This window comes from Tsukamurella asaccharolytica (genome assembly GCF_007858435.1).
Taxonomy (GTDB): Bacteria; Actinomycetota; Actinomycetes; order Mycobacteriales; family Mycobacteriaceae; genus Tsukamurella; species Tsukamurella asaccharolytica.
Genome location: NZ_VIGW01000001.1, coordinates 206,314 through 231,731 on the forward strand (window position 1 = coordinate 206,314; position 25,418 = coordinate 231,731).

The 25,418-nt window shown below is 71.2% G+C and carries 18 protein-coding genes and 1 pseudogene; 8 read left to right on the forward strand and 11 right to left on the reverse strand.

The genetic code is table 11. The features are described 5' to 3' along the window. Window positions 1-29: 29 nt before the first annotated feature. Genes FK529_RS00990 through FK529_RS01000 form a run of 3 tightly spaced genes read left to right on the forward strand, consistent with a single transcriptional unit; the run spans window position 30 to window position 4,693 of the window. Window positions 30-1,367, forward strand: coding sequence for a GlnX family signal transduction membrane protein (locus tag FK529_RS00990; protein ID WP_146558728.1), 1,338 nt, complete (start codon window positions 30-32; stop codon window positions 1,365-1,367). Beyond that, window positions 1,364-2,344 carry a glutamate ABC transporter substrate-binding protein gene (locus FK529_RS00995; RefSeq protein WP_146558730.1) on the forward strand — a complete coding sequence of 327 codons (981 nt, stop codon included), beginning with the start codon at window positions 1,364-1,366 and terminating at the stop codon, window positions 2,342-2,344. The genes FK529_RS00990 and FK529_RS00995 overlap by 4 nt, the downstream gene beginning before the upstream one ends. A gap of 6 nt (window positions 2,345-2,350) precedes the next feature. Further along, complete coding sequence (locus FK529_RS01000; protein WP_146558732.1) at window positions 2,351-4,693, forward strand: serine/threonine-protein kinase; 2,343 nt, start codon at window positions 2,351-2,353, stop codon at window positions 4,691-4,693. Window positions 4,694-4,835: 142 nt separating this feature from the next. Here FK529_RS01000 and FK529_RS01005 read toward each other — a convergent pair whose 3' ends face one another. Genes FK529_RS01005 through FK529_RS01015 form a run of 3 tightly spaced genes read right to left on the reverse strand, consistent with a single transcriptional unit; the run spans window position 4,836 to window position 7,881 of the window. Continuing rightward, entirely contained in the window at window positions 4,836-5,693 is an 858-nt protein-coding gene (locus FK529_RS01005; protein ID WP_231702863.1) for an ABC transporter ATP-binding protein, read from the reverse strand. Next, window positions 5,690-6,781: a FecCD family ABC transporter permease gene (locus FK529_RS01010; RefSeq protein WP_146558734.1), complete on the reverse strand. Its 1,092-nt coding sequence runs from the start codon at window positions 6,779-6,781 to the stop codon at window positions 5,690-5,692. The genes FK529_RS01005 and FK529_RS01010 overlap by 4 nt, the downstream gene beginning before the upstream one ends. Then, window positions 6,778-7,881 (reverse strand): FecCD family ABC transporter permease, encoded by a 1,104-nt coding sequence (locus FK529_RS01015; protein ID WP_205124342.1) that lies wholly within the window; start codon window positions 7,879-7,881, stop codon window positions 6,778-6,780. Before FK529_RS01015 ends, FK529_RS01010 begins: the two co-directional genes overlap by 4 nt. Window positions 7,882-7,924: 43 nt before the next feature. Here FK529_RS01015 and FK529_RS01020 point away from each other — a divergent pair, with 43 nt between their 5' ends. After that, window positions 7,925-8,848: an ABC transporter substrate-binding protein gene (locus tag FK529_RS01020; RefSeq protein WP_146558738.1), complete on the forward strand. Its 924-nt coding sequence runs from the start codon at window positions 7,925-7,927 to the stop codon at window positions 8,846-8,848. 22 nt (window positions 8,849-8,870) lie between these two features. Here the strand turns inward: FK529_RS01020 and FK529_RS01025 are convergent, their stop codons facing one another. Genes FK529_RS01025 through FK529_RS01045 form a run of 5 tightly spaced genes read right to left on the reverse strand, consistent with a single transcriptional unit; the run spans window position 8,871 to window position 15,705 of the window. Further along, window positions 8,871-10,427 (reverse strand): adenylate/guanylate cyclase domain-containing protein, encoded by a 1,557-nt coding sequence (locus FK529_RS01025; protein ID WP_146558740.1) that lies wholly within the window; start codon window positions 10,425-10,427, stop codon window positions 8,871-8,873. Next, window positions 10,427-11,593, reverse strand: coding sequence for an acetate kinase (locus tag FK529_RS01030; RefSeq protein WP_146558743.1), 1,167 nt, complete (start codon window positions 11,591-11,593; stop codon window positions 10,427-10,429). The genes FK529_RS01025 and FK529_RS01030 overlap by 1 nt, the downstream gene beginning before the upstream one ends. Further along, a complete protein-coding gene (gene pta, locus FK529_RS01035) occupies window positions 11,590-13,701 on the reverse strand; it encodes a phosphate acetyltransferase (RefSeq protein WP_146558745.1) in 2,112 nt (703 codons plus the stop codon). Before pta ends, FK529_RS01030 begins: the two co-directional genes overlap by 4 nt. A gap of 22 nt (window positions 13,702-13,723) precedes the next feature. Then, window positions 13,724-14,734: a glucose-6-phosphate dehydrogenase (coenzyme-F420) gene (fgd, locus tag FK529_RS01040; protein ID WP_146558747.1), complete on the reverse strand. Its 1,011-nt coding sequence runs from the start codon at window positions 14,732-14,734 to the stop codon at window positions 13,724-13,726. A 50-nt stretch (window positions 14,735-14,784) separates the two neighbouring features. After that, window positions 14,785-15,705 carry a SpoIID/LytB domain-containing protein gene (locus tag FK529_RS01045; protein ID WP_146558749.1) on the reverse strand — a complete coding sequence of 307 codons (921 nt, stop codon included), beginning with the start codon at window positions 15,703-15,705 and terminating at the stop codon, window positions 14,785-14,787. 276 nt (window positions 15,706-15,981) lie between these two features. On the opposite strand from FK529_RS01045, the gene FK529_RS01050 reads away from it, so the two are divergent. After that, entirely contained in the window at window positions 15,982-17,850 is a 1,869-nt protein-coding gene (locus tag FK529_RS01050) for an ABC transporter ATP-binding protein (RefSeq protein WP_146558751.1), read from the forward strand. A 10-nt stretch (window positions 17,851-17,860) separates the two neighbouring features. Here FK529_RS01050 and FK529_RS01055 read toward each other — a convergent pair whose 3' ends face one another. Both FK529_RS01055 and FK529_RS01060 read right to left on the reverse strand, forming a co-directional pair. Beyond that, a complete protein-coding gene (locus FK529_RS01055) occupies window positions 17,861-18,223 on the reverse strand; it encodes a VOC family protein (protein ID WP_146558753.1) in 363 nt (120 codons plus the stop codon). A gap of 1 nt (window position 18,224) precedes the next feature. After that, a complete protein-coding gene (locus tag FK529_RS01060; RefSeq protein ID WP_146558755.1) occupies window positions 18,225-19,049 on the reverse strand; it encodes a MerR family transcriptional regulator in 825 nt (274 codons plus the stop codon). A gap of 66 nt (window positions 19,050-19,115) precedes the next feature. Between FK529_RS01060 and FK529_RS01065 the strand changes: the two are divergent. Both FK529_RS01065 and FK529_RS01070 read left to right on the forward strand, forming a co-directional pair. Beyond that, window positions 19,116-19,606: pseudogene (locus tag FK529_RS01065) on the forward strand (nucleoside deaminase). Next, on the forward strand, window positions 19,603-20,358 hold the full coding sequence (locus FK529_RS01070; RefSeq protein ID WP_146558757.1) for an ankyrin repeat domain-containing protein: 756 nt from the start codon (window positions 19,603-19,605) through the stop codon (window positions 20,356-20,358). The pseudogene FK529_RS01065 and the gene FK529_RS01070 overlap by 4 nt, the downstream one beginning before the upstream one ends. Before the next feature lie 8 nt (window positions 20,359-20,366). Here the strand turns inward: FK529_RS01070 and FK529_RS01075 are convergent, their stop codons facing one another. Continuing rightward, window positions 20,367-21,329: an alpha/beta hydrolase gene (locus FK529_RS01075; RefSeq protein WP_146558759.1), complete on the reverse strand. Its 963-nt coding sequence runs from the start codon at window positions 21,327-21,329 to the stop codon at window positions 20,367-20,369. 151 nt (window positions 21,330-21,480) lie between these two features. On the opposite strand from FK529_RS01075, the gene FK529_RS01080 reads away from it, so the two are divergent. Next, window positions 21,481-25,389 (forward strand): Pls/PosA family non-ribosomal peptide synthetase, encoded by a 3,909-nt coding sequence (locus FK529_RS01080; RefSeq protein ID WP_193559644.1) that lies wholly within the window; start codon window positions 21,481-21,483, stop codon window positions 25,387-25,389. Window positions 25,390-25,418 lie beyond the last annotated feature (29 nt).

The following is a 25,418-nucleotide window of genomic DNA, read 5'->3' on the forward strand; positions in this document are numbered from 1 at the left end:
AAGGGTGCAACGCAGGGAGGGAGCAGACGGTGACAGCCCAGGCGTCGAAGAACCGGCAGCTGCCGTCTCTACGCCTCCGATCCTTCCCGGAATCCTCCGTTCTCGCAGAGCTGCGGGACTTCTTCACCTCCAGCCCGGGCAAGCTCGTCTCGATGGCTCTCGTCCTCATCACGATGGGTCTCTTCGCCGGCTGGTTCACCTCCGCGGCCCAGCTCTCGCGGACCGAGGTGCTGGAGCAGAACCTCTCGGATTACGAGCCGCGGGCGCACGCAGCGCAGGTGCTCTACAGTTCGCTCTCCGCGGCGAACGAGTCCGCGAACGCCGCTTTCGTCGCGGGCGGGCTGCCGGCGGACGAGATTCAAAGCAGCTACAGCGTCGCCCTCGCCACCGCCGGCAAGGCCCTCATCACCTCCGCCACGAGCCTGCCCTCCGACGACAGTCCCGCCCACGCCAACCTCGACACGATCGCTATGAACCTGCCGGTGTACACCGGCTTGGTCGAGACGGCACGGACGAACAAGCGGCTCGACAACTCGGTCGCCGCCGCCTACCTCGCCACCGCGTCGACCCTGATGCAGGACACGATGCTCCCCGCCGCGGAGGGTTTCTACCGCGAGGAGACGGAGGACCTGCGCCGCACGCACGGGAAGTTCGCGTCGCCGCCGTGGGCGATCTACGGCGTGCTCGGCATCGCCCTCGCGTCGGTTCTCCTGACCCACCGGTACCTTGCACGCCGCACGCAGCGACGGATCAACCGCGGCCTCGTCGTGGCCGCCGCCGCGCTCGCCGTCGCCATGACCTGGGTCGTGGTGGCCGGCCTCACCTCGTCGACCTACTCGCTGCGGGCCGAGCAGCGCGGCACGGCGGCGGTCGACGCGCTCTCACAGGCCCGCACGCTGACGCAGAAGGCCCGCTCGATGGAGACGATGGCGCTGGTCCAGCGCGGCGCCGGTCGCGGCGTGCCGGCGTCGGCGTTCGCCGACACCCTGCTGGCCGCCGAGGAGGAGCTGAAAACGATCGGCGAATCCGACCCGCAGATCACCGCCGCCGTCGGCGCGGCGCGGGCCGACGCGCGGCGTTGGGTCACCGCACACCAGCAGATCGTCGCGCGCGAGGCCACCGGCGACTACCTCGGCGCGACGCGGGTGGCCATCGGCACCGACCCCGGTTCCGCGGCGGTCGCCTACCGCTCGCTCGACGGGCACCTCACCACGGCCATCGACCGGGCCCGCACGCTCTACCGCGACAACGTCAACACCGCCCGCTTCGCGATCGCCTTCTCCGGTCCGGGTGCTTTCCTGTTGTGCGTGCTCGCCGCTGTCGGCGTCGCGGCCGGCTTCTACCCCCGAGTCAGGGAGTACCGATGACGCGACGGATCCTGTCTGTGATCGCCCTCTCGCTCGCCGTCGCGCTGGCGTCGACCGGCTGCGTGGTCTCCGCGCCCGAGGCACCCGGCGATGCAGTCACCGCCGTCCGCCAGCCGGTCCCCGGATCGGCTGCCGTCGTCCCCACCGACACCCCGATCCCACCCGAGGTGTCGATGTGCACCGCCACACCGTTCCCGTCGGACCTGCCTGCACCGGGCCAGATGATGCCGGGCACGACGATGGCCGACATCCACGACCGCGGTCGCCTGGTGGTGGGTATCGACATCGGCTCCAACCTGCTCTCCTTCCGCGACCCTCTGACGGGCGAGATCAAGGGCTTCGACGCCGATATCGCGCATCAGATCGCCGCCGCGATCTTCGGCGATCCCGACCGCATCCACTTCCGGATCCTCTCCACCGCCGATCGTCAGAAGGCCCTCGAGGAAGGCACCGTCGACGTGGTCGTCAAGACGATGTCGGCGACCTGCGAGCGGGCGAAGTCCGTCGCCTTCTCGGCGACCTACTTCATCGCGCAGCAGCGCATCCTCGCGCCGCGCGGGGCGCCGATCAACACCGTCGGCGATCTCTCCAGCCGTCGAGTGTGCGAGGTACGCGGCACCACCTCGCTCGACCGGGTGCGGCGGCTCGTACCCAGCGCCACCGTCGTGGCGTCGGACTCGTGGTCGGACTGCCTGGTGATGCTGCAGCAGGCGCAGGTCGAGGCGATCTCCACCGACGACGCCATCCTCGCCGGACTCGAGGCCCAGGATCCGAACCTCACCATCACCGGCCCGTCCATGGGCCTCGAGTACTACGCGGTCGGCGTGGGGAAGAACCGGACCGACCTCGTGCGTTTCATCAACGGGGTGCTCCTGCGCATGGCCTTCGACGGGACGTGGATGCGTCTGTACAACCAGTGGTTCGCGTCGTCGCTCGGTCAGGTCTGGTCGGCGCCATCGGCGAGGTACGAGGGGTGATGCACGATGACTGACGACGTCGACCGGGCCGAGCATACGCAGGCCCAGGTCGTCTCCTTCGACGACGAGGACGAGGACGAGGAGCAGGGCACCGTCGGCGCCCCGATGGTCGACCTGTTCGATGACACCGAGCCGCCGCCGCCCGTCGGCACGCAGGTGACGACGGTGCCCCCGCCCGCCCCGGCCGTGGCGACCGAGGCGACCCCGCGGTTCGGCAACGGCCCCGTCCGGACCGCGTCGACGACCCGCGTCGCGGCGCGCCGACGCGTGGGCGGCGGCCTCGTCGAGATACCGCGGATCACCGAGGTCGACCCATCGGAGGCGATCCGCACCAATCCGATCATCGCGGAGGGCAAGCGGTACTGCTGGAACTGCCGCAAGCCCGTCGGTCGCGCGCACGACGGCGAGCCCGGCGCGCTGTTCGGCACCTGCCCGCACTGCGCCGCCCGCTTCTCCTTCGAGCCCGCGCTCAAGCCCGGCGACATCGTGGCCGACCAGTACGAGATCAAGGGCGCGATCGCGCACGGCGGCATGGGTTGGATCTACCTGGCCACCGACCTCAACGTGGTCGACCGGCCCGTCGTGCTCAAGGGCCTGCTCAACTCGGGCGACGCCCAGGCGCAGGCCGTCGCCGTCTCGGAGCGACGGTTCCTCGCCGAGATGACGCACCCGTCCATCGTCAAGATCTACAACTTCGTCGAGCACCCGGATCCGGACGGCACCCAGATCGGGTACATCGTCATGGAGTACGTGCCGGGCAAGACGGTCAAGGACATCCTCAGTGAGGCCGCCGCGGCCGGCGATACCGGCGCCAAGGTGGAGGTCGAGCAGGCGATCGCCTACATCCTCGAGGTGCTCCCGGCCCTCGGCTACCTGCACAGCCTGGGTCTGGCTTACAACGACCTCAAGCCCGACAACATCATGATCAGCGAGGAGGACGTCAAACTCATCGACCTGGGCGCCGTCGCCCCGCTCGGCGGTTACGGATACATCTACGGCACACCCGGGTTCCAGGCTCCGGAGATCGGCAAGACCGGTCCGTCGGTGGCCTCGGACGTGTACACCGTGGGCCGCACGCTGGCGGTCCTGGTCGCCAACGTGCCGATGGAAGGGGGCCGGTACGTCGACGGCCTGCCCTCTCCCACCGAGGACGACACCCTCGCGAAGTACAACTCGCTGTACCGGCTGCTGGTGAAGGCCACGGCGGAAGATCCGGAGGAGCGCTTCAGCTCGGCGGCGGAGCTCACCGATCAACTGCTCGGCGTGCTCCGGGAGTGCCTCTCCACCAAGTCGGGCGAGCCGCGGCCCGGGCTGTCGGTCGTCTTCACGCCGCAGCGCTCCACGTTCGGCGTCGAGCTGATGCTGCGCGCCGTAGCCCCGGATCCCGAGGTGCACGACGACCGGCTGCGCCCGCCGGAGGTCCTGGCGGCGTTGCCGATCCCGATCGCCAACCCGTCCGATCCCGCCGCCGGCGTGCTCGCACTGTCGATGCGCAGCGATCCCACCCAGATCCTCGACTCGCTCGCCGAGCTGCGCGAGGCGATGGCGGGCACCGTCGAGATCGATCTCGCGGAGGCCCGCGCGCATCTCGAACTGGGCGAGGTCGACGCGGCCACGACGTTGCTCGACTCGCTGGCCTCGCGTGAGCCGCACCGTTGGCAGGTCACCTGGTACCGGGCGGAGACGGCGCTCATGCAGGGCGACTACGCCGCCGCCTACGACTACTTCGAGACGGTGACCGATCAGGCCCCCGGCGAGGCCGCACCCAAGCTCGCCGCCGCGGTGGCCGCCGAATTCTGTTATGCCTCGGGCGAATCCGATCCCGAGGGCTGGCTGGACCGCGCCCGGTGCCGATACGAGAGCGTGTGGCGCACCGATCGCGGAATCATCTCCGCGGCCTTCGGCGCCGCCCGGATGCGCCGCGCCGCCGGCGACGTCGTCGGCACCGTCGAGATCCTCGACCAGGTGCCGTCGACGAGCCGGCACTACCACAACGCGTTGTGTTCGTCCGTGGTCGCGCTGGTGCACGGCCGCGACTTGGCGGACGTCACGGAGGCGCAACTGCACGAGGCTGCGCGGCGGGTGCGCACCCTGCCCAAGTCCGAGTTCCGGCGGCTGCAGCTGCGCGCGCTGGTGCTCGGGGTGGCGCTCGGCTGGGTGCAGCACCGCAATCAGCACGGTCGCCTCGACGGTACGCGCACGTTGCTCGACCACGCGCTCACCGAGCGGGGCCTGCGGCGAGCCACGGAGAAGGCGCTGCGCGACATCGCCGTACTCGCCGAACGCAAGCGGCAGCGCCACGCGCTGGTCGACCTCGCGAACGCCATCCGCCCGCGCACCCTGTTCTGAGCGACCACCCCCGGTGCGCGCTCCCTATCGGGGCGGCCACCTCCCTAGGTCCATGGACGTAGGGAGTGCACGGCGCGCGAGGGCGATGTACGTCCCGCTAGGGACGGCGCCCGACCGCGCGCGACGGCGACGGCGCCCCCGGTTACGACGCGGGATCGCCGGTGCGGCGCGCGCCGATCGGGATGATGCACGGCCGGCCGGGGGCGACCGGATCGTCGATGACCCTGGAACGGAGCCCGAAGGTCTCGCGGAGCATCTCCTCGCTGATGACATCCGCGGGCGCGCCCTGGGCGACCACGGCGCCGTCCTTCATGGCGATGATGTGATCGCTGTACCGGATGGCGAGGTTCAGGTCGTGCAGCACCATCACGACGGTCCGCCCTTGACTACTCAGCTCGTCCACGAGGTCGAGGACGTCGAGCGCGTGCGAGAGGTCGAGGTAGGTGGTGGGCTCGTCGAGGAGTAGCAGGTCGGTGCCCTGGGCGAGGGTCATGGAGATCCACACCCGCTGTCGCTGGCCACCGGAGAGGGAGTCGACGGCGCGGTCGGCGAGGTCACGGACGCCGGTCTGCTCGAGCGCGGCGTCGACGACCTCGGCGTCGTCGGAGCTCCACTGCCGCAGCCACGACTGGTGCGGGTGCCGGCCGCGGGCGACGAGGTCTCCGACGGTGAGCCCCTCGGGGGCGAGGGGGCTCTGCGGCAGCAGCCCCATGGTGGTGGCGATCTGCTTCGACTTGAGCTTGGCGATGTCGGTGCCGTCGAGCACGACGTGACCCGACGAGGGCTTGATCAGCCGGGCCAGGGTGCGCAGCAGCGTCGACTTGCCGCAGCCGTTGGGGCCGATGATCGTGGTGACCACGCCGGACGGGATGTCGAGGTCCAGGTCGTCGAGCACCTTCACCTGCCCGTAGCCGGAGGTGACCCTGCGGGCTCCCAGGCGCGACGGTGCCGTCGTCGCGCCGCGGTGCGGCTCGTTCTGCACAGCGTCAGTCGTGGTCACTTGGCCCCCTTGAGGTTCTGGCGGACGAGGAGATAGACGAGGAACGGGCCGCCGACGGCGGCGGTGATGATGCCCACGGGCAGGGCGACGGAGAACATCGTGCGGGCGGCGAGGTCGGCGCAGGAGAGCAGCGCCGCACCCATGAGCGCCGACGGGATCAGCGGCGGGGTGGGCAGCCGGGTGAGGCGCATCGCGAGCTGCGGCGAGACGAAGGCGATGAAGCCGATCGGTCCGGCGGCGGCGACGCCGGCGGCCGCGAGCAGGACCGACGCGATGAGCAGCACCGCGCGGTTCGGCCCCAGGCGGACACCGAGGCCGAGGGCCACGTCGTCGCCGAGCTGGACGGCGCGCAGCGGGAACGCCGCGGCGAGCGCGAGGAGCGCGGCGGGGACGCCGAGGCCGAGCACGGTCCACACGTCCGACCAATCGCGGCTCTCGAGCGAGCCGACGAGCCAGGTCTGCGCGCGGGCCACGTCGCGGATGTCGGCCCGCACCAGCATCCAGTCGACGAGCGCGCGCATGAGGAAGGTGATGGCGATGCCCACGAGGATCAGCCGCATGCCGTCGACCCCGCCGCGGACGGCGAGGAGATAGACCAGCCCGCCGGTGACGAGGCCGCCGGTGACCGCGACCACGGGGAGCCCGACATCGGTGTTGAGCGTCGCGGCCAGTGTGCTGGTCGAGGTGACCAGGAAGACCGCGGCCACGCCCGCCCCTGCGGTGACGCCGAGGATGTCGGGGCTGGCCAGGGGGTTACGGGCGATCGACTGGACGATGGCGCCCGACATTCCCAGCACGGCGCCGACGGCGAGCCCGACGAGCGCCCGCGGCATGCGCAGCTCCATGACGATGAAGTGCGTCGTCGAGTCCCCTGTGCCGGCGAGGGCCTGCAGGACCTGTCCGAAAGTCATCGGGAAGGCGCCCAGGCGGATGCTCGCGCAGAAGGCGACGAACGCGACCAGCGCGAGGAGCAGGGTGACGGCCACGGGCCAGGGCCGCCACACGAAGGAGACGACGTTCCCGAACCGCAGGCCGGGCCGGATCGGCGGCTTCTTCTGCTCGTCGACCTGCTCGAGGGTGGAGCTCATACCCTGACCGCCTTCCGCCACCAGACGAGAGCCACGAAGAAGGGCGCGCCGACGAGCGCCACGACGATGCCGACCTCGAGCTCGCCGGGACGGGCGACCACGCGGCCCACGATGTCGGTGGCGAGCAGCAGCCAGGCCCCCATGAGCGCCGAGTACGGCAGCAGCCAGCGGTAGTCGGGCCCGGTGAAGTACCGCACGATGTGCGGCACCATCAGGCCGAGGAAGGCGATGCTGCCGCAGGCCGCGGTGGCTCCGCCGACCAACAGCGTCACGGATGCGATGCCGACGGTGCGCGCGAGGCCGACGTTCAGGCCGAGCCCCTTGGCGACGTCGTCGCCCATGTTGAGCAGGTTCACGGCCGGCCCGTTGGCGAGCGCGAGCAGCATGCCGACGGCGATGAACGGTACGACCACCCCGATCACGTCGTAGCCGCGGCCGACCACGGCGCCGGCGTTCCAGAACCGCAGAGTGTCGAGCGAGGCGTTGTCGCTGAGCGCGATCGCCGAGGTCATCGAGCTGAGGAACATCGCGACCCCCATGCCGGCGAGCACCAGGGTCAGGGGGGACCCGGCGCCCCGACCGATGCTCGAGAGCCCGAAGACGAGGATCGCGGTGAGTGCGGTGCCGAGGAAGGCGAACCAGACGTACTGGATCGGCTGCGTGAGGCCGCCAAGGAAGGTCGCGCACACCACGGCGAACGCGGCGCCCTGGGTCAGGCCGAGGAAGCCCGGGTCGGCGACGGGATTGCGGGTGTGGCCCTGGATCAGCGCGCCGGCCAGCGCGAGCGCCGCGCCGGCGATGAGTGCCAGCAGGGTCCGGGGCACCCGTAGCGTCTGGATGATGATCGCGGCCTGATTGAGGTCGGGGTCCGCCGGGTTCGGCCCGGTCGTGTACCGGTGCCACAGGCCGTCCCACACCAGCGAGGGCGCGAGGCTCCGCGAGCCGATCGCGAGCGAGGCGATCCCGGTCACCACCAGCAGCACGAGCAGCAGCACCAGCCCGAACAGGCGGCGCCTGCGCCGGGCAGCGCCGGAGGTCGATTCCGGCCGCGCGGGCGGAGTGCCCCCGGCGGGGGCCTCCTCAGTCGCAGATAGGGTCACAAACCTAATGATAGGCTGCCCTTCATTCTAGGGAAGGGGCGGCATGCGTCGGGTCTCGGTGATACTCGCGGTTCTGCTCTCGCTCACGCTCGCGGCCTGCGGGTCGGGCTCCGATTCGAGCTCGACGAGCGGGGCGCCGGACGCGCCCCGGGTGGCGTCGCTGGGCCTGGGTGATGTGGACACACTCCTCGCACTCGGCGTGGTGCCCGTGATCGTCGCGCCGTGGGCGCAGGACGCCACGGAGCCCGTCGGCGTGTGGGCGAAGCCCCTGCTGCAGGGCAAGAACCCGCAGATGCTGCTGGGCACCGGCTCCGAGCTCGACACCGAGGCCATCGAGACCGTCGCCGCGTCGAAGCCCGACGTGATCGTCGCCGTGAACTCCGGTTTCGACGACGCCACCTACTCGCGTCTCGAGGCGATCGCGCCCGTGATCCGGCGGCCCGCACGGTTCACCGCGTGGGGCGTGCCGTGGGAGGACCAGGTCCGCGCGATCGCCGGCGGCGTCGGCCGCGCGGCACAGGGCGACGCCCTGATCACCACGACGCAGGAAACGATCCGCCGCACGCAGGAGCAGCACCCGCAGTACCGGGGGAAGACGGCCGCCACCGTCCTGCCCAAGTCCGACGGGGGTTTCTACGCCTACGCCACCGGCGACGGCCGCGGCCAGGTGCTCACCATGCTCGGTTTCACGCTGCCCGAGTCGGTGTCCTCGCTGATCCCCGCCGGGAAGTTCTTCGCCGAGATCCCCGCGGAGCGCGTGGACGTCCTGAACCTCGACGCGCTCGTCTACCTCGATTACGGCCGCAAGGTCGACGAGGACACCGCGTTCCGCTCGCTCGCGGTGAGCCGCGAGCACCGTGTCACCACCATCGACCGGAGCCTCGGCAATGCGATGTCGATGCCGAACCCGGTGACCATCGAGTGGGTGCTCCAGCAGCTGCCGCCGCGGCTCCCCGCCTTCTCCTGACGAAGCCCGTCGGGCCGGGTCATCACTTCGCGACGTACATCCGCGTCTCCTGCGTCCGCCCGCGCAGGACGTCGACGGGGCCGGGCCGCCACCGCGCACGCTCCCCCGGGTCGGCCGTCTCGACGGCAGGGGCCGAGGCCCACGGCACCGTCGGGTCCGCCTTGGCGTAGGTCGAGAGCCGGGCGGCCTCATTGACCGGATCGCCGATCACGGTGTACTCGAAGCGGTCCGCCGCGCCCACGTAGCCGGCGACGACGACGCCGTAGGTGACGCCGCAGCCCGCACGCACCTCGGGCACCTCGCGGGCCAGGCGGCGCATCATGGCCCGCGACGCGGCGAGGGCGGCACCGGCGGGATCGGTCAGCGGGGCGGGCGCGCCGAAGATCGCGAGCACCGCGTCGCCCTCGAACTTGTTGACCAGGCCGCCGCGGCTGTTCACCTCCGCGACGACGACGCCGCAGAACCGGTTGAGGATCTGCACGACCTCGGCGGCGGGTCGTTCGGCGGCCAGCGTCGTGGAGCCGACGAGGTCGATGAAGATCACCGCGACGGTCTGCTCGACGCCGCCCAGTTCGGGTTCGCTCTCGATGGTGGCGCGCGCGACCTGCTCGCCCACCTGCCGGGCGTACAGGTCGCGTACCCGCTCGCGTTCGCGCAGTCCGGCGGCCATGGCGTTGAAGCCGGACTGCAGGTCCCCCAGCGAGGTCCCGTCGTAGACCACGACCTCGGTGTCGTAGCGGCCCTCGGACACTCGGCGCATGCCGGTGGTCACGCTCTTCACCGGGGCGGAGACGCGCGAGGAGGAGAGCAGGTTGAAGATCATTCCGGAGAAGAACCCGCCGGCGGCGAGGGCGCACATGCTCACGGCGATGCCCCGTACGGTGGCGGCGGGCTCGAACAGCGCGAACAACGCAACCGTGATGACGCCGAGGAAGGGCAGCCCCGAGCCGAGAATCCACAGCCGCAGCGACCGGCCCTGCAGGCTCTGGTGCCGGGGCTCAGGGCGGGTGACCCGCAACGCGATCGCCGTGACCGGCCGCAGGCTGAACTCGGTGAGCACCCGCACCACGCCCGAGGTCATCAGCCCGGCGCCGAGCACGACGAGCGAGACCTTGGGCACCAGATCCATGTCGACGCGGCCGTACAGCCAGCCGAAGAGGACGGCGGCGCACAGCCAGGCGATCAGCTCGAACCGGTGGAGGCGCCGCGGCAGGGCCAGCGCGTCCGCGGCCTCCTGCTGCGTCGGCGGGTCGTCACCCCCGGTCCACCGCAGCGAGCGGTAGACCAGCCACGAGGTGTACAGGTGCCCCACGACCAGGCCCGCCGCGATGTACGACGGCACCGCGACGGTGTTGATGGTGTGCAGCTCGGGTCGCTGCACCGTGGGCTCGGGGATGCCGACCACGATGAGCATGGCCGCGAAGCCGCCGCCGAGGAGCGTCGCGGTGGAGGTGCTCGCCGCGATGAGCGCGACGGTGCGCGTCCTGCGTCGCCGGGCGCCGTCGGTGCGGGTGCCGAGGAGCGGGGAGCCGTAGTCCGTCTCGTCGCCCTCGATGCCCGTCACGCGCCCGAGGGGCATCAGAGTGCGGCTGCTTCGCGGGCGATCGCGAGCTCCTCGTTGGTCGGGACCACGAGCACGGCGACGGTGGTGGCGGGATCGCCGTCGGGCGAGATCCGGGTGGGCTCGGTGATGCGGCCGGTGTTGCGCGCGGGGTCGACGACGATGCCGAACCGCTCCAGTCCGGCGAGGGCATCGGCGCGGACCTGCGCGGCGTTCTCGCCGACGCCGGCGGTGAACGTGATGGCGTCGGCACCGCCGAGTTCGACGAGGTAGGCGCCGATGTACCGGCGGAGGCGGTGGATGTAGACGTCGTAGGCCAGCTGCGCGTGCTCGTCGCCCTGCTCGATGAGCGCCCCCAGCGCGCGGAAGTCGTTCTCGCCGGCGAGCCCTTTGAGGCCCGAGCGGCGGTTGAGGAGGTCGTCGATCTGATCGATGCTCATGCCGAGCGAGCGCCCCAGGTGCAGCACCAGGCCGGGGTCGATGTCGCCGCTGCGGGTGCCCATGACGAGGCCCTCGAGCGGGGTCAGGCCCATGGAGGTGTCGACGGCGCGGCCGCCGCGGACCGCCGAGGCGGAGGCACCGTTGCCCAGGTGCAGCACGATCTGGTTCACTTCGCTCGTCGGCCGACCGAGGAACGCCGCAGCCTGCTGCGAGACGTACTCGTGCGAGGTGCCGTGGAAGCCGTAGCGGCGCAACGCGTGCTCCGCGGCGAGCTCCCGGTCGATCGCGTAGGTGGCGGCAGCGGGCGGAAGGTCGAAGAAGAAGGCGGTGTCGAAGACGGCCACCTGTTTCACCACGGGGAGCAGTTCCCGCGCCACCTCGATGCCCTGCGCGTTGGCCGGGTTGTGCAGCGGCGCCAGCGAACTGAGCCGACGGATCTCGGCCAGCACGTGGTCGTCGATGAGCGTGGGCGAGTGGAAGGAGCGGCCGCCGTGCACGACTCGGTGGCCGACCGCGGCGATCCCGGCCGGGGTACCGGCACCGTCGGTGAGGTCGAGCCCGCGTCCGGCGAACTCCTGGAAGACCTGCCGGAGCGCGGCCTTGTGGTCCGGCACCTCGGTCTCGCCGATCCGCTCGACGATGCCGCCGTGCACCACCTCGCCCGTCTCCGGGTGCAGCAGTTGGTACTTCAGCGACGACGAGCCGGAGTTGAGGACCAGGACGGTACCCGCGACGGCGTTCATCGAGCGCTCCTCTCGGCCGCGAAGGCCTGCGCCTGGATCGCGGTGATGGCGACGGTGTTGACGATGTCCTCGACCAGCGCGCCGCGCGAGAGGTCGTTGATCGGGGCGTTGAGGCCCTGCAGCACGGGGCCGATCGCGACGGCGCCCGCGGAGCGCTGCACGGCCTTGTAGGTGTTGTTGCCCGTGTTGAGGTCGGGGAAGACGAGCACCGTCGCATTGCCCGCCACCGCGGAGTCGGGCATCTTCGCCGCGGCGACGCCGGGGTCGACGGCGGCGTCGTACTGGATCGGGCCCTCCACCAACAGTTCCGGCGACCGCTCGCGGACGAGCGCGGTGGCGGCGCGCACCTTGTCGACGTCGGCGCCGGTACCGGATTCGCCGGTCGAGTAGGAGAGCATCGCGACGCGAGGATCGATCCCGAACTGGGCGGCGGTCTGCGCCGAGGAGATCGCGATGTCGGCCAGCTGCGTCTCGGTCGGATCGGGCACCACGGCGCAGTCGCCGTAGGCGAGGACCTTGTCCGCCAGGCACATCAGGAAGATCGACGACACCGTCGAGACGCCGGGCTTGGTCTTGATGATCTCGAAGGACGGCCGGATGGTGTGGGCGGTGGTGTGCGCGGCACCGGAGACCATGCCGTCGGCCATGCCGAGGTGCACCATCATCGTGCCGAAGTAGCTGACGTCCACCACGGTCTCGGCGGCCCGCTCGAGCGTCATGCCCTTGTGCTTGCGCAGCTCGTAGTAGGTCTGCGCGAAGTTCTCGACCAGATCCGTCGCCCGCTTCGGATCGATCACGTCGGTGTCGCCGAGATCGACGCCCAGCTCTGCGGCGCGGGCGCGGACCCGCGACTCCTGGCCGAGGATGGTCAGATCCGCCACCTCGCGCTGCAGCAGCCGGCCGGCGGCCCGGAGGATGCGGTCGTCGTCGCCCTCCGGCAGCACGATGCGCTTACGGTCGGACCGGGCCCGGGCGATGAGGTTGTACTCGAACATCTGCGGCGTGACCACGCCCGGATTGGAGACCTGCAGCGCCTCGAGCAGCGCATCCGGGACCACGTACTTCTCAGTGAGCGCGATCGCGATGTCCACCTTGCGTTCGGAGCCGGGCCCGACCCGGCCGCGGGTCTTCGCCGCGAGCCGCGCTGTCTCGTACGTGCCCTGTTCGACGGAGATGATCGGCAGGTTCGGCTTGAGGCCGTCGACCAGCGCGGCGGTCATCGGATGCGGCGCGTATCCGCCGTTGAGGATGATCCCCGCCAGCGACGGGAAGCCGTCGGCGCGATGCGCGGTGACCATCGCGAGCAGCACCTCCGAGCGGTCCCCCGCGGCGATCACGGCCACGCCCTCGGTGACCCGCTCCAGGCTGTGCTCGGCGGTCATTCCCGCGACCAGCACGGACATCGCCTCGCGCGAGAGCAGCTCCGGGTCACCCCACAGCAGCTTGCCCTCCATGGCCTCCATCAGCTCGCCCATCGTGGGCGCGGTGAGCACGGGCTCCTCGGGCAGCACCCAGACGGGCAGGCCGGTGTCGGCCTTGAGCGCTTCGCACACCGCATCGAGCTGCTCCGGCGCGCACCGGTTCGCGATGATCGACGCCGTGTGGGCGTGATTGGCCCGGATCTCCGCCATCGACTGCTCGGCGACGGCTACCACCTGCTCGGGCGTGCGATCCAGCGCCTTCACGGCCAGCAGGATCGACGACCCCAGGTTCGCGGCGATGCGCGCGTTGAACGACAGCTCCGTCGGCGTGGTCACGTCCGTGTAATCGGAGCCGAGCACCAGCACGAAGTCGCACTTGTCGGCGACGGCGTGGAACCGGTTCACGATCTCGGCGATCGCGGCGTCCGGGTCCTCGCGCACCTGCTCGTACGTGACGCCGACGCATTCCTCGTAATCGAGTTCCGCGGTGGCCTGTTCGATGAGCAGCTCGAGGATGTAGTCGCGCTGCGCGCCCGTCGAGCGGGGGATCGGCCGGAACACGCCGATCGTCCACCCGGTGGAGGTGAGGAGGTTCATCGCGCCCAGCGCGATGGTGGATTTTCCCGTGTCGCCCTCGGGGGAGGCGATGTAGATGCTGGTCGTCTTCGGTGCTCGGTCCGCGGCCATATGTCTACTATCGCAGCCCGGCTCAGCCGAGCGCGCGCAGGCGCGGCTCGAGATCGCGCTGGAAGTTGTCCAGGAACCGACGCTGGTCGTGGCCGGGGGCGTGGAAGACGAGGTGATTGAGGCCCGCGTCGACGTACTGCTTGACGGCGGCGACCGCTTCGTCGGGATCGGAGGACACGATCCATCGCTTGGCGACCTGCTCGATGGGCAACTCGTCGGCGAGGCGCTCCATCTCGGCGCTCGAGTTCACCGAGTGCTTCTGCTCCGCGGTCAGCGACAGCGGCGCCCAGAAGCGCGTGTTCTCCAGCGCCAGATCAGGATCCGGGTCGTAGCTGATCTTGATCTCGATGGTCTTGTCGAGCGCGTCGAAGTCTCGTCCCGCGAGGCTCGCGCCCTCCTTCGCGGCGGGGATCAGCTTGTCGGTGTAGAGCTCCATACCCTTGCCGGAAGTGCAGATCATGCCGTCGCCCACGCGGCCCGCGTACTTGGCCACGACGGGGCCGCCGGCCGCGATGTACACCGGCACCGGCCGCTCCGGGATGTCGAAGAGGACGGCATCCTTCGTGTGGTAATAGTCACCCTCGAAGTTCGTGATCTCGCCGGACCAGAGCTCGCGGATGAGCCGCACGGACTCGCGCAGCCGAGCGAAGCGCTCCTTGAATTCGGGCCACTCGCCCTGGAAACCCGTCGCGTACTCGTTGAGCGCCTCGCCCGTACCGACACCGAGGAAGATGCGGCCCGGGTACATGCACGCCATGCTCGCGAAGGCCTGTGCGATCACCGCGGGGTTGTACCGGAAGGTGGGCGTCATCACCGAGGTGCCGATCTTCACGCGCTCGGTGCGCTCGCCGACGGCGGCCATCCAGGCGAGGGAGAACGGGGCGTGGCCGCCGTTCACGCGCCAGGGCTGGAAGTGGTCGCTCACGGCGACCGAGTCCATCCCCGCGGCCTCCGCCGCGACCGCGATCTCCACGAGTTCGCGGGGCCCGAACTGCTCCGCCGATGCCTTGTACCCCAGCTGCAATTTCGCCATGCGATTCACACTACTGCGTTCGGCCGAGCCCCGTCTCGGCCCTCGACCGCCTATCGGGAGGCCGGGTCGTCGGCGCGGGAGGCGCCGTACTCGGTCTCGAAGACGCGGCCGTCCTTCGCCATCACGAGGCCGTAGGTGCTGACGATGACGGCGTCGGTCCGCGGGTCCTCCTTGTCGACCCCGCCGTACACCTGGGAGGCCTGGGTGTCGTCGAAGGTCTCGCCGCGCTCGGCGCCGCGGACCAGGACGTAGGAGCGCGCCGCGATCGCCTGCGCCTGCAGCGCCGCGACGCCGCCCTGGTCGGCCCAGCCGGGCGAGTTCTCGACGGGGACCACACTCCGCACGTAGTCCTCGATGCCGACCACGTTGAGCACGTTGCCGCCGCGGGCCACGAGCTTGCCCCGGTAGCCGGCGTTGTCGCCGCAGAAGCGCAGGACCTGGTCCTTGGGGACCCCCTGGTCGGCCGTCAGCGGTCCGACGGTGCTGTCCGGCGCCTCCACGGTGCCGAGGACCTGCCCGCCGCAGCCCTGCCGGATCGTCGCGGTGATCCCGTCGATGCTGACGGCCTGGCCGGGCGCTACCTGCTTGCCCCCGACGAGGGCGCCGGCGGGCGCGAGCACGTCGACGCGGTTGCGTTCGCTGAGGCGGACCGTCACGGGGAGCCCCGTGTGCACGGTCCCGAGAGAGGTTCCCGGGTAGTAGAAGTTCAGGATGCGCTGCGCGTCCCACCCCTGCTTGGCGTAGGTGAGCGCGCCGAGCTGGCTCATGCCGCGGCCGTGTCCGCCCGCGGCACCCGGCGCGACGCCACCGGGGGCGCCGCCAGGGGCGTCGACGAGCGACGTCTCGAGCGGCGCGCCCGTTCCCGCCAAGACGCCGCCGACGGCCACGACGGGCACCGTCGCGATGAGGGCGGCACGGGCGGCGCGGCTGCGGCGCGACCGCCGGGGGCCGCCGTCGATCCACACGGGCATCCTCGGGTCTCCTTCGATCGTCGGCCACGCGCCCGTGGGGCCGACGTGACTGTTGTTACTATTGAGACTCAAGTAAAGATCAAGGGTTGTCAAGCGCTCGGCGCCATCAGCGAGCCCAGACACTCTCCGCGACGCGAAGGAAGTTCCCACCCGTCACCGCCGCGACATCGGCCCGTGACCACCCCCGAACCGGCCCCGAATCCCGACGGACCCCGGTATTCGCCCCGGGCGAACGAGCTGGACATGAACCTAAGTTCAGGTCCTAGGATTCGATGCATGAGCATGGAATCGGTCGCGTGGAGCACGCTGTATCAGACCAACCGGTCACTCGACGCACCGTCGCGCCGTCCCAGCGAAACGCTGCGGCGAATGGGCCCGTTCGTCCGACCTCATCGTCGGCGGCTCATCGTCTTCCTCACCCTCTCCGTCTTCTCCGCATTGCTCGCGGTCGCCACGCCGCTCCTTGCGGGCAGGGTGGTCGACCGGATCGTCGGCGGCGGTCCCACGAGCGCTGTCGTCGAACTCGCGCTCCTCATCGCGGCGATCGCCGTCCTCGGTGCCGGGGTCGACCTGCTCTCCCGCTGGTTCTCCTCCCGCATCGGCGAGGGCCTCATCTACCAGCTGCGCACCGCGGTCTTCGACCACGTCCAGACGATGCCGGTGGCCTTCTTCACCCGCACCCGCACGGGCGCGCTGGTGAGCCGGCTCAACAACGACGTACTCGGCGCGCAGCGCGCCTTCTCCGACACCCTCGCCGGGGTCGTGACCAACGTCGTGACGCTCGCGCTGACTCTCGGCGTCATGCTCAGCATCTCCTGGCAGATCACGCTGCTCGCGCTGGTGCTGCTGCCGGTCTTCATCATCCCGTCGCGCAGCATGGGCCGGCGGATCGCCGGGATGTCGCGCCGCGCCGCCCGGCACAACGCATCGATGAGCGACCAGATGACCGAGCGCTTCTCGGCGCCGGGCGCCACCCTGGTCAAGCTGTACGGCCGGCCCGAACTCGAATCGCACGCCTTCGCGTCCCGCGCCGCGGCGGTCCGCGACATCGGCGTGAGCACGGCGATGTGGCGGATGACCTTCGTGACGATGCTGACGCTGGTGAGCTCGCTCGCGCTGGCCCTGGTCTACGGCCTCGGCGGCTTCTACGCGATCCGAGGCGACCTGCAGGCCGGCGCCGTCGTCGCCCTCGCGCTGCTGCTCACGCGGCTGTACGTGCCGCTCACCGCGCTCGCGAATGCGCGCGTCGAGGTCATGACGGCGCTGGTCTCCTTCGAGCGGGTCTTCGAGGTGCTGGACCTCGAGCCGATGGTGCGCGATGCGCCGGACGCGCGCGATATCGACAAGGGCCCCACGGAGCTGCGGTTCGACGGCGTCGACTTCGCGTACCCCTCGGCGGAGAAGGTCTCCCTGGCCTCGCTGGAGGAGGTCGCCCAGCTCGACACCCGCGGCGGCGAGACGGTGCTGCACGGGATCGACTTCACTGCGGCGCCCGGCTCGATGGTCGCGCTGGTCGGCAGCTCCGGCGCAGGCAAGTCGACGATCGCGCAGCTCGCGACCCGCCTCTACGACCCCGACGCCGGCGCGATCACCCTGAACGGCGTGGACCTGCGCGAGATCACCGCCCGGAGCCTGCACTCCGCCGTCGGCCTGGTGACGCAGGACGGTCACCTCTTCCACGACAGCATCCGCGCGAACCTGCTGCTCGCGAACCCGGACGCGACCGAGGACGAGATCCACGACGCGCTACGCCGCGCCCGCCTCGAGGACCTCGTCGCGCAGCTACCGGACGGCCTGGACACGGTGGTCGGCGAGCGCGGCTACCGGCTGTCCGGCGGCGAACGCCAGCGGCTCACGATCGCGCGGCTGCTGCTCGCGCAACCCTCTGTGGTCATCCTCGACGAGGCGACGGCCCACCTGGACTCGACGTCGGAGGCGGCGGTACAGGCCGCGCTGGGCGAGGCTCTGGCGGACCGCACCTCGCTGGTGATCGCGCACCGCCTGTCGACGATCCGCGCAGCGGACCAGATACTGGTGCTGGAGGCGGGCCGCATCGTCGAGCGCGGAACGCACGAGGCCCTGCTCGCGCGCAGCGGGCGCTACGCCGAGCTCTACCGCACCCAGTTCGCGGGCCAGGCCGCCTGATCCACCCCGATCAGTGCCCCGCGGCCTCGGCGACGCAGAACTCGTTGCCCTCGGGGTCCTGCAGCACGGTCCACCGGATGCCCCACTCGTCGTGCTCGCGCACCGTCGTCGCGCCGAGGGCCGCCAGCCGGGCGACCTCCGCCGCGCGATCGTCCGCGACCAGATCCAGGTGCATGCGGTTCTTCCCGGTTTTCCCCTCGGGCACCGCGAGGAACATCATCCGCGGCAGCGCGGGATCCGCGTAGCCGATGGTGCGCATGAAGGCATTGCCGTCGTTGTCGTCGACGGGGACGCCGAGGGCCTTCGACCAGAAGCTCGCCTGCCCGGCGACGTCGGCGCAGTCGAGGTTGATCATCTGCAGTGTGAGGGCCATGTCAGTTCTCCTTCGTCGCGGTGGCCTGGACGGGCCACCAGATCTCGGTGCGCAGGTCCGCGGGGTTCGCGGCGGCGCAGGGGTCCACGAGATAGCGCTCGATGATCGCGCCGCGAGCATCGGTCGCGTTGCGGGCCACCCAGGCGCCGAGCTGGCCGTAGGTCTCGTCGAACCGCTCGTACGAGCCGTGGTGCACGGCGACGGCGCACACGGCTCGGCCCAGCCGACGGTTGCGCACCCGCCCAGTGACAGCGCCGGGGCCGGAGACGGGGATCAGCGCGGCCACCCGCTCGACATCGGCCACCTGCGACGGGTACTCGGCGAGCGAGGGCCCGGTCACGGTCAAGCCCGAGGCGGCCGCGCATGCCTCGAGCTCCGCGTAGGCGGCGTCGAGGAACGCGGCGAGTTCGGCGCGCTCGACCGTCCCGGCGATCTCCAGGACGTCGATCGGATCGAATTCGCGCAGGTGGGTGGGGGTGTGCGCGACAGGGGCGGTCACATCCTGCAGCGCGACGATGGCCCGTTCAAGGCCGGCGCGGCGCTCGCGGAGCGTCGCCTCGTGCTCGGCGAGGATATCGCGGGTCACGTCGGGGTCGCGGGCCTCGAGCACGCGAGCGACGGCGGCCAGCGGCAGGTCGAGGTCGCGCAGCCGGGTGAGCACCGCGGCGTCATGCACCTGCGCCGCGTCGTAGTGCCGGTACCCCGTCGCGGGATCGATCGCGGCGGGCACCAGGACGCCCTGCTCGTGGTAGCGGCGCAGCTGCTTGACGGAGAGCAGGGTTGCGCGCGAGAACATCCCGATCGACATCAGTCCCGGTGCGGTCACGGGTCGAGTATGCGGTCTCCCCCCGAGGGGAGGGTCAAGTCCGGCGCGGCGGGCTACGGTCGAGTGATGACCGTCTCCACCCCCACCGCCTCCGATCTGCCGTACCTGCGCCGCTGCGTCGACCTCGCACGCGAGGCCCTGACGCCGCCGACGAGCCCTTCGGCTCGCTGCTCGTCCACGAGGACGCCATCGTGTTCGAGGACCGCAACCGGGTCTCGGGGGGCGATGCAACGCGGCACCCCGAGTTCGAGCTCGCCCGCTGGGCCACCGAACACCTCGCGCCCGGGGAGCGCGCCGCCGCGGTGACCTACACGTCGGGCGAGCACTGCGCGATGTGCAGCGCGGCGCACGCCTGGGTCGGCCTGGGCCGCATCGTCTACGCGGGGAGCACGGAACAGCTCGTCGCCTGGCGTGCGGAGTGGGGCCTTGCCCCGTCCCCGGTCGCACCGCTACCGATCCACGCCGTCGCGCCGACGGTGCCGGTGTCCGGGCTGGAGCCTTCCCTCGCCGACGAGTTGCGGGCCCTGCACGCCCGCGCCGCTGGGTTCGCGTCGTGAGGCGCCTCGCCGCGGTCGGCGCCGCGGTCCTCCTCGCCGGCTGCTCGGTCGAGCCCCTCCCGTCGACCCCCTCGAGCACGTCGGCGGCACCCTCGGGCACGGTCGCGGCACCCTCGGGCCCGGTCGCGGCACCGTCGGCGACGGTGCGACCCGCCCCCACCCCCGAGGCGACGCGCGCGCTGGTGCGCGCCGTGACCGACGGTGACCTCGCGGCGACCCGCACCGCCATCGCCGATGGCGCCGACCTCGAGGTCCGCCTCACCCGCGCCCGGACGGCGGTGGTCGCGGCGACGAAGGCCGGGCACTCCCAGATCGCGCTGGCACTGCTGGACGCCGGCGCGGACCCGAACGCCAAGGACGACCTCCAGGACTCGGCCTACCTGTACGCCGGAGCCGAGGGCATGACCGACGTCCTCGCGTCGACGCTGCGCCACGGTGCCGACGTGCGCAGCCTCAACCGTTACCGCGGGACCGCGCTGATCCCGGCCTGCGAGCACGGACACGTCGAGAACGTGAAGCTGCTCATCGCAGCCGGGGTCGATGTGGACCACGTGAACAACTCGGGATGGACCTGCCTGCTGGAGGCTGTGATCCTCGGCAACGGCGATGCGAACCACGTCGAGACGGTCCGCCTCGTGCTCGATGCGGGTGCTCGCCCGGACCTCGCAGACCGCCAGGGCGTCACCGCGCGCGAGCACGCCGTCGCGCGCGGGCAGGGCGCGGTCGTCGCGGAGATCGACCGCCACCGTTGACGTCGCGGTCAGGCCGCGGCGCTCCGCGTCCCCTCTGCCTCGGTGAGGTGTTTGGAGAGGAAGGCGACGGCCGTCTTGTACGCCGCCCAGGACTCCGGCGTGAGGCCCGCGGTCACGACGAAGGCGTGCACCTGACCTTCGTAGACGTGCACCTCGTTCTCGACGCCCGCGCGATCGAGCGCGGCGTGCAGCTCCAACGAATCCAGCTCCAGCGCCTCGCGGCTCGCGACGAACAGGATGCTCGGCGGGAAGTGACGCGCGGTGGCGTCGGTGGTCATGTCCTCGGGTCCGCGCAGCTCCTCCGGGCCCCGGCCCAGCACGGTGCGCAGCTGGCGGATCTTGGAGAGCGGGAGCATTGCGTCGTGCCGCGAGGTCCGGGGCAGCCCGGCGCTGATGTCCAGGAACGGGGAGAAGCCGGCGAAGGCCGTCGGCCCCTGGATGTCCGCCTCGGCGGCGTACTCGATCACCTTGGCGCACACGAAACCGCCGGCGGAGTCGCCCGCCACGAGGATCCGGTCGAAGTCGCCCCCCTCCAGCAGCTCGCGGTAGGCGGCGAAGCCATCGGCGACGGACGTCCCGACGCCGCCGTCCGGGTACTGCCGGTACTCGACGTTGTAGACGGGCACCCGCAGGCCGCGGGCCAGCAGCACCGCGATGCGGCGGTGCGTGTCGAGGTTGCCACCGATGAAGGCGCCGCCGTGGTAGTAGACGAGGGCTGCGCGCGGGTGCGGGTCGGCGTCACCGTCAGGGACGATGCGCTCGGTGGGAACGCCGCCGAGAGTGATCTTGTCCACCCTGACACCGCGCACCGACTGCGGCACACGGCTGAGGTAGGGTTCCGCGGCACGGAGGATCGGCAGGGTCCGATCGCTCATCGGAAAGGCGCGGAAGACGGTCTTCATCACGATCCGGACGAACCACAGCACGGTCAGGGCACGCACACTACGGCCCCGATGGACGATGACGGCCATGTCGAGCACTCCTTGTTACTGGCCAGTAATCTCTGCCTCCAGCCTAGCCCTGCCAGTCGGTGCTGCGGTGGTTCTGTGACCTGACACAATCAACGCGAAGTTCTGTGTGCTCTGTCGTGCCCGTCTGCATAACCGGAGGAAGTCGGCCACCGTGGTCCCGAACGAGATCCCACCGCAGTATCTGCTGTCCGCCTCGGCACCCGAGCCGCGGACCCTGATCGACATCCTCAAGGCCACCGTCGACGCCTACCCCGAGGTACCAGCGATCGACGACGGTGACGTCGTGCTCACCTACTCCGAGCTGTGGGAGGAGGTGCTCGAGGGCGCCGATTTCCTGGGCCGGAGCGGGGTACAGGCCGGCGACCGCGTCGGCATCCGCATGCCGTCGGGACACCGGTCGCTGTACGTGGCGATCCTCTCCACCCTCGCCGCGGGCGCCGCGTACGTGCCCGTCGATGCGGACGATCCGCAGGAGCGCGCCGACCTCGTCTTCGGCGAGGCGCACGCCGCCGCGATCTTCACCGGCGACGGGCTGTGGCGCGCACCGTCGACCAAGGAGCGGGCGGCCGCGATCGAGGCCGGCACCGTCGAGCCCGGTCACCGGCTGCCCGTGCCCTATGACGACTCCTGGATCATCTTCACCTCCGGCTCCACGGGCACCCCGAAGGGCGTGGCCGTCACGAACCGCAACGCGGCGGCCTTCGTCGACGCGGAGGCGCGCCTGTTCCTGCAGGACGAGCCGCTGCGCCCCGGTGACCGCGTGCTCGCGGGCCTGTCCGTCGCTTTCGACGCCTCCTGCGAGGAGATGTGGCTCGCGTGGCGCCACGGCGCCTGCCTCGTGCCCGCGCCGCGCTCCTTGGTGCGGTCCGGCATGGACCTCGGGCCCTGGCTGGTCTCCCGCGACATCTCCGTGGTGTCGACGGTGCCGACCCTCGCGGCCATGTGGCCCGCCGAGGCCCTGGAAGCGGTGCGCCTGCTCATCTTCGGTGGCGAGGCCTGCCCGCCGGAGCTGGCACAGCGGCTCGCCGTCGACGGCCGCGAAGTGTGGAACACCTACGGCCCCACCGAGGCCACCGTCGTCGCGTGCGCCGCGCCCCTCGACGGCACCGGGCCGGTGCGGATCGGCCTGCCGCTCCAGGGCTGGGACCTCGCGGTCGTAGACCCCGCCACCTCGCTGCCCGTCGCGGTCGGCCAGTCCGGCGAGCTGGTGATCGGCGGCGTGGGCCTGGCGCGCTACCTCGACCCGGCCAAGGACGCCGAGAAGTACGCGCCGATGGAGACCCTCGGGTGGGAGCGCGCCTATCGCTCGGGCGACCTGGTGCGCCTGGAACTCGAAGGCCTGCTGTTCGAGGGCCGCGCCGACGACCAGGTCAAGGTCGGTGGGCGCCGGATCGAACTCGGCGAGGTGGACAACGCGCTGCAGAACCTGCCCGGCGTCTCCGCCGCGGCCGCGGCGGTGCGGAAGAACTCGGCGGGCACGTCGATGCTGGTCGGCTATCTCGCCTCGACGGACCCCGACTTCGACCTCAAGGCCGCCCGCGAGACGCTCGCCGAGCAGCTACCGGCCGCCCTGGTCCCGCGCCTCGCGCTGATGGACGAGCTGCCCACGCGCACCTCCGGCAAGGTCGACCGCAACGCGCTGCCGTGGCCCCTGCCCGGGGCCGACGAGGCCGACACCGGCGATCTCGCAGGCACCGCCGCGTGGGTCGCAGAGCGCTGGTCGGGCATCCTCGGCGCCTCGATCACCAGCGAGGACGCCGACTTCTTCGCCGAGGGCGGCGGCTCGCTCAGCGCGGCCCAGCTCGTGACCGCGCTCCGCGAGCAGTACCCGTCGGTCACCGTCGCCGACCTGTACGACCACCCCCGGCTCGGCTCGCTCGCCGCGCATCTGGACTCGCTGCGGCCCGCCGAGGTCGCCGAACCGCGGGAGGTACGGCCCACGCCGCGGTCGACGGGGGTCGCGCAGATCCTGCTCTCCGTGCCGCTCACCACGCTCACCGGCATGCAGTGGCTCACGTGGGCGGCGATCGCCAACAACGTCTTCGCGTGGGCCACCGGCTCGACAGTCCTGCCCACGCTCGACTGGTGGATCGTGCTCGCGCTGTTCTTGGTCTTCATCACGCCGATCGGGCGCATGGCGTTGTCGGTGATCGCGTGCCGCCTGTTGCTGGGCGGGCTGAAGCCGGGTGTCTACCGCCGCGGCGGCCCGGAGCACCTGCGACTCTGGATCGCCGAGCGGTTCACCGCCGCGTCCGGCGCCGAGAACCTCTCCGGCGCTCCGTGGATGATCTACTACGCCCGCGCCCTGGGCGCCACGATCGGGCGCGGCGTCGACCTGCACGCGCTGCCGCCCGTCACGGGCATGCTCGAACTGGGCGATCACGCCTCCGTGGAGCCCGAGGTCGACCTCGCCGGGCACTACCTCGACGGCGACGAGCTGCACATCGGCGCGATCAGCATCGGCGAGGAGGCCTCGATCGGGGCACGGTCCACGCTGCTGCCCGGCGCGAAGGTGGGCCGTCGAGCCGAGATCGGCCCCGGCTCAGCGGTCTTCGGCAAGGTCAAGGCGAAGCAGCACTGGGCCGGCTCCCCGGCGGAGAAGATCGGCAAGGCCGAGCACCCGTGGCCCGCCGATCGCCCGCCGCGCAAGCCCTACTGGGTGTGGATCTACGGCGTCAGCTCGGTGCTCCTCGCGGGCCTGCCGATGGTGGCCATCGCCGCCGGTCTCGTCCTGCTCCCCTGGATCGTGCGCGACGACACGAACCTCAAGGAAATGGCGCTGCACGCCCTGCCGGCGCTGCCGATCGCCGTCATCGTCTCGCTCACGGTGTACGCGCTGCTCACGCTCATCGCGGTCCGATTGCTCGCGATCGGCCTCACGCCCGGCTATCACGCGGTCCGCAGCCGCGTCGGCTGGCAGGTGTGGGCCACCGAGCGGCTGATGGACGCCGCGCGCACCTTCCTGTTCCCGCTGTACGCCTCGCTCCTGACGCCGATCTGGTTCCGGATGCTGGGCACAAAGGTGGGCAAGGACGCCGAGATCTCCACCGCGATGGTCATCCCGAAGTTCACGACGATCGGCGAGGGCTCCTTCCTCGCCGACGACACGATGGTCGGCAGCTACGAACTCGGCGGCGGCTGGATGCGCATCGACGAGGCGAAGATCGGCAAGCGTGCCTTCCTCGGCAACTCGGGGATGACGGGGCCGGGCCGCCGCGTCCCGAAGGACGGCCTGGTGGCCGTGCTGAGCGCGACCCCGTCGAAGGCGAAGAGCGGTAGCTCCTGGCTCGGCTCTCCCCCGGTCCGCCTGCGCCGCACCGCCGGCAACACGGATTCGACGTTCACGTACAACCCGTCGTTCGCCCTGCGCGTGGCGCGCGGCGCCGTCGAGACGGCACGCCTGTTGGCGGTCTTCGTCAGCTTCGGGCTGGGCCTGGCGACCCTGGTCGCGCTGAACTACTTCGTGATCAACGTGGGCTGGTGGCTGGCGGCGCTACTGTCGGGCGTCACCCTGCTCGTCGCGGGCGCGATCGCCTGCTGCGTCGCCGCCGCCGCGAAGTGGCTCGTCGTCGGGCGGATCGGGCGCGAGGAGCATCCGCTGTGGTCGTCGTTCGTCTGGCGGAACGAGCTCTCGGACGCCTTCGTCGAGTGCGTCGCCGCGCCGTGGTTCGCGCACGCCGCCACGGGAACCCCGATCCTCAACCTCTGGCTGCGGATGTTGGGCGCCAAGATCGGCCGCGGTGTCTGGTGCGAGACCTACTGGCTGCCCGAGGCCGATCTGGTGACCCTCGGCGACGCCGCCACCGTCTCGCGCGGCTGCGTCGTCCAGACGCACCTGTTCCACGACCGGATCATGGCGATGGACACCGTGGTGCTCGGCAAGGGCGCCACCCTGGGCCCGCACTGCGTCGCACTCCCCGCCTCGTCCGTGGGCGACGGCGCCACCGTCGGCCCGGCGTCGCTCGTGATGCGCGGCGATTCGGTGCCCGCCAACACCAAGTGGCAGGGCAACCCCATCTCTCCGTGGATCTTCAACCAGGGCAAGCGCAAGCGCGACTGACTCGACGGCACCGGCCACGACGGTCGGAA